This is a genomic window from Streptomyces sp. NPDC029169, from assembly GCF_055563935.1.
The window spans coordinates 1-2772 of the sequence record NZ_JBVHXA010000038.1 but is presented as its reverse complement, the minus strand read 5'-3'; the positions used below and the strand labels follow the sequence as shown (position 1 = coordinate 2772).

3 protein-coding genes are annotated in these 2772 nt (G+C 73.7%); all 3 read left to right on the top strand.

The features are described from left to right. On the top strand, window positions 1-957 hold a 957-nt coding region (locus ACZ4VI_RS34580; protein ID WP_468005859.1), incomplete at its 5' end, for a thioesterase domain-containing protein. Next, a complete protein-coding gene (locus ACZ4VI_RS34575) occupies window positions 954-2276 on the top strand; it encodes an MFS transporter (protein WP_468005857.1) in 1323 nt (440 codons plus the stop codon). The genes ACZ4VI_RS34580 and ACZ4VI_RS34575, both read left to right, overlap by 4 nt. A gap of 30 nt (window positions 2277-2306) precedes the next feature. After that, on the top strand, window positions 2307-2657 hold the full coding sequence (locus ACZ4VI_RS34570) for a VOC family protein (protein WP_468005855.1): 351 nt from the start codon (window positions 2307-2309) through the stop codon (window positions 2655-2657). Window positions 2658-2772: the final 115 nt, after the last annotated feature.

Here is a 2772-nt window from a genome sequence, read left to right as displayed (position 1 = left end):
TCCCGGATCCGTGACGTGTTCCAGGTCGCTCTGGAACCGCGGACCCTGTTCGTCCATCCCGTCCTGCACGACCTCGCCACCCGCATCGACGACCAGCTGACCTCCCAGGAGGCACGCTCCGCCGACGGCCGCTCGCCCCTCGTCCCGCTCCGCGCGACCGGCAGCCGGACCCCGCTGTTCCTCGTGCACGCGGTCGGCGGCTCCGTCGTCCCGTACGTGCCCCTGACCCGCCTGCTCGACCCCGAGACCCCCGTCTACGGCCTGGAACACCCCGGCCTCTCCGACGGAGCCCCCGCCGACGGGGGCACGCTCACCGACCTCGCCGCCCGCTACGTACGGGCCGTGCGCGAGGTGCGGCCGAACGGCCCCTACCACCTCGCCGGTTGGTCGCTCGGCGGGGCCGTGGCCCTGGAGATGGCGGCGCTGCTGCGTGCCGAGGGCGAGCGGGTGGACCTGGTCGCCCTGCTCGACACCGGGGTCCCGCCCCGCGCGGCGACCCCGCCCGGCCGGGCCGAGCTGCTCGCCGCCTTCACGCGCGACCTCGCCGGGCTCACCGGACTCCGGCCGCCCGTCCTCGACGGACAGGAGCAGGTCGACGAGCTGCTCCCCGTCCTGGAGCGGTCCGGCCTCGTCCCCGCCGGGGTGCGCGACGAGCTCCGTACCCGCGCCGAGGTCTTCCTGGCCGCCTCGCGGGCGTACCACGTCCACCGGCCGGCGCCGTACGACGGGCCGGTCACCCTGCTGACGGCGGAGGGCGCGCGGACCGCGGCCGACGCCGCCGACCACCTGGCCTGGTGGCGTACCCACGCCACCGGCGGACTCGACCACGAGACCGTCCCCGGCACCCACCACACGCTGCTCCAGCACCCCCATCTGCCGGTGCTGGCACGCGCGCTGCGAGACCGCCTCGACCGGGCGGACGGCGTGCGCCGAGAGAACAAGGAGAGTGACGCATGAGCGAGGCCGAGTCGACCGAGCGGGCGCCCGGAGGGCTCTGGCGGGATCAGGACTTCCTGAAGTTCTGGTCCGCGGAGAGCCTTTCGATGTTCGGCGCCCAGATCTCGCTGCTGGCGATCCCGCTGGTGGCGGCGACCACGCTGGACGCCACCCCCTTCCAGATGGGCATCGTCAACGCCGCCCAGTTCGCCCCGTACATGCTGTTCACCCTGCTCGCCGGGGTGTGGATCGACCAGAGCCGCCGCCGGCCGATCATGATCGTCGCCAACTTCGGGCGGGCGCTCGTCCTGGGGCTCATCCCGGTGCTCACCGCCCTGGACCTGATGAGCATCGGCCTGCTCGGCGCCATCGTCTTCTTCGCCGCGACCCTGACCGTGGTGTTCGACCTGGCCTACCAGGCGTACATCCCGTCCCTCGTGGGCCGGCCGCAGCTGATCGAGGCCAACGGCAAGCTGGAGGGCAGCCGCTCGCTCGCCCAGGCGAGCGGCCCGGGCCTCGGCGGCGTGCTCGTCGGTGTGGCCTCGGCGCCCGTGGCGGTGCTCCTGAACGCGGCCACCTATCTCGTCTCCGCCTTCGCGCTGCTGTTCATCCGCCGTGTCGAGGAGCCGCCGCCGCGGACCGCCGTCGAGGGCTCCGTGGTGTCCCGCATCGGCGCGGGCCTCCGGCTGGTCTGGCGCAACCGCTACATGCGGGCGATCGCCGGTGAGGCCGCCACGTACAACCTGTTCAACCAGGCCCTGTGGGCCGTGCTCATCATCTACCTGACCCGTGAGCTGGGCTTCAGCCCCTTCACCCTCGGCGTCGTCATGGCGATGACCGGCGTCGGCGCCTTCCTCGGCAGCCTGGTGGCCGGACGGATCGGCCGGCGCTGGGGCATCGGACGCACCATCATGATCACGATGGTGATCGCCTGCGGCTCGCCGCTGCTCGTCCCGGCCGCCGGCGGCGGCCCGGTCGCGACCGTGATCATCGTCGGCGGCGCGCTGATGCTCAACGGCATCGGCGTCGTGGTCAGCAACATCCAGGTGATGAGCCTCCGTCAGACCGCGGTCGCGTCCGAGATCCTCGGCCGCGCCAACGCCGGTTACCGCTTCCTCGTCACCGGCACCGCCGCCATCGGTGCCCTGCTCGGCGGCTGGCTCGGCGGCCTGATCGGACTGCGCGCCACCCTCTTCGTCGTCGGCGGCTGCACCCTCCTCGCCCTGCTCTTCATCGCCCGCTCGCCGCTGCCCCGGCTGCGCGACCTGTCGGAGGTCGTGCCCGACGACGGCCGCACGCCCGCCGACGCGGCAGAATCCCTCCAGAAGACGGCCAACTGACCTCCCGACCAGGCAAGGACGCACCACACCATGACCAGCACCCTGCAGAACGTCGTCATCGACGCCGCCGACGCTGCCGAGCTCGCCACCTTCTGGGCCGCCGTCACAGGCTGGCAGCCGGCCGACTGGAACAGTCCTGACGAAGCCGTCGTCCGCAACGCCGCCGGCGGCGTGAGCATCTACTTCATGCGTGTCCCCGAGGAGAAGGCGGGCAAGAACAGGGTGCACCTCGACATCGCCCCGTCCGACGGCGCCACGGCGAGCAGCGAGATCGCCCGGCTCGTGGACCTGGGCGCGAAGGTCCTCGCCGAGCACGAGAGCCACACCGTCCTGGCGGACATCGAGGGCAACGAGTTCTGCGTGACGGGCGAGCGGGACTGACGTCACCTCCGCGCCCCACACGGCGGTGGGGGGGGGGGGGGGGGGGGGGGGGGGGGGGGGGGGGGGGGGGGGGGGGGGGGGGGGGGGGGGGGGGGGGGGGGGGGGGGGGGGGGGG

Coding starts and splice junctions, on each gene's coding strand:
- ACZ4VI_RS34575 (WP_468005857.1), top strand. CDS start 954: ATGAGCGAGGCCGAGTCGACCGAGCGGGCGCCCGGAGGGCTCTGGCGG.
- ACZ4VI_RS34570 (WP_468005855.1), top strand. CDS start 2,307: ATGACCAGCACCCTGCAGAACGTCGTCATCGACGCCGCCGACGCTGCC.